Origin of the sequence: Paraburkholderia sp. RL18-101-BIB-B (genome assembly GCF_046026985.1) — a bacterium.
In the GTDB taxonomy this organism is placed as follows: Bacteria; Pseudomonadota; Gammaproteobacteria; order Burkholderiales; family Burkholderiaceae; genus Paraburkholderia.
On record NZ_JARESV010000153.1, the window covers coordinates 1 to 1,321 of the forward strand.

A 1,321-nucleotide genomic window follows, 5' to 3' on the forward strand; every position below is an offset into this window, starting at 1 on the left:
TGAACCGCCCCGGTTTCAGTGGAGGCTGTTGGGTTTAAGTTACGCTGCCATTGGGACAGCTTGGTTGGCGAGTTGCCGGTAGTAGTTTGCCTCAGCTTCGGCCGGAGGGATGTAGCCGATGGGTTCCAGCAGTCGATGGTTGTTAAACCATGACACCCATTCCAGCGTGGCGAACTCCACGGCCTCTTTGGTCTTCCAGGGCGCTCGACGATGAATCAGCTCGGCTTTATAGAGCCCATTGATAGTCTCTGCCAGGGCGTTGTCGTAGCTGTCGCCCTTGCTGCCCACCGACGGTTCGATGCCGGCCTCGGCCAGGCGCTCGCTATAGCGAATAGACACGTATTGCGATCCTCTGTCCGAATGGTGTATCAAGCGGCTGTCCCGCTCTGGTTGGCGTGCCCAGAGCGCCTGTTCCAATGCATCGAGTACAAAGTCCGTGCGCATCGAACTGCTGACGCGCCAGCCAACAATTCGCCGGGCGAAGACGTCGATCACAAAGGCCACGTACAGCCAGCCCTGCCAGGTCGATACATAGGTGAAGTCCGAAACCCACAGCTGGTTCGGTCGCTGCGCCCGGAACTGCCGATTGACCCGGTCCAGCGGATAGGGCGCCTTGTCGTCGCTGATCGTCGTGCGTACCACCTTGCCGCGCATCACACCGCGCAGTCCCTGACGACGCATCAGTCGTTCGACGGTGCATCGCGCGACCGCAGTACCCTCACGGGTCAACTGACGCCAGACCTTATCAGCGCCGTAGACCTGCATATTGGCCTGCCAGACGCGCTCGATCTGCGGCACCAGCTCTTCGTCGCGTCGAGCACGCGCCGGTCGCAATGTGTGGTCCCGCTGCTGGGCTGCGTAACGGCGGTAACCCGACGGGGCAATCTGCAGCACTTTACAGATCGGCTCGACCCCATGAGTACCGCGGTGCACGTCGATGAAGTCCCTCATCACTTGAGTCGGCGGTCGAGCTCCGCCTGCGCGAAAAAAGCGCTCGCCAGCTTCAGGATCTCGTTGGCCCGGCGCAACTCCTTGACCTCGCGCTCGAGGTCTTTGACGCGCTGGGTCTCGGTCGTGGTCACGCCTTCACGCACCCCGGCATCAACCTCCTGGCGCTTGACCCATACCAACAGGGTCTGCGGCACGCAGCCGATCTTGGGCGCAATTGACTCCACCGCAGCCCAAAGCGACGGGTACTCTCCGCGGTGCTCCTGCACCATGCGCACCGCGCGCTCACGGGACTCAGGCGAAAACTTGTTCGACTTGTTCATAGCTCCATCTTCTCAGAGGTTGGAGCCTCCTCAAAATCCGGGGCGGTTCA

1 protein-coding gene and 1 other annotated feature are annotated in these 1,321 nt (G+C 61.4%); the gene reads right to left on the reverse strand.

The features are described from left to right. Positions 1–39: 39 nt before the first annotated feature. Positions 40–1,271 (reverse strand): IS3 family transposase gene (locus tag P0D73_RS46415; RefSeq protein ID WP_408436450.1). Its coding sequence is split into 2 segments (ribosomal slippage): positions 40–983 and positions 983–1,271, totalling 1,233 coding nucleotides; the frame shifts between segments, so codons are not numbered across the junction. Beyond that, positions 877–993: a sequence feature (AL1L pseudoknot), on the reverse strand. It overlaps the preceding gene by 117 nt. Positions 1,272–1,321: the final 50 nt, after the last annotated feature.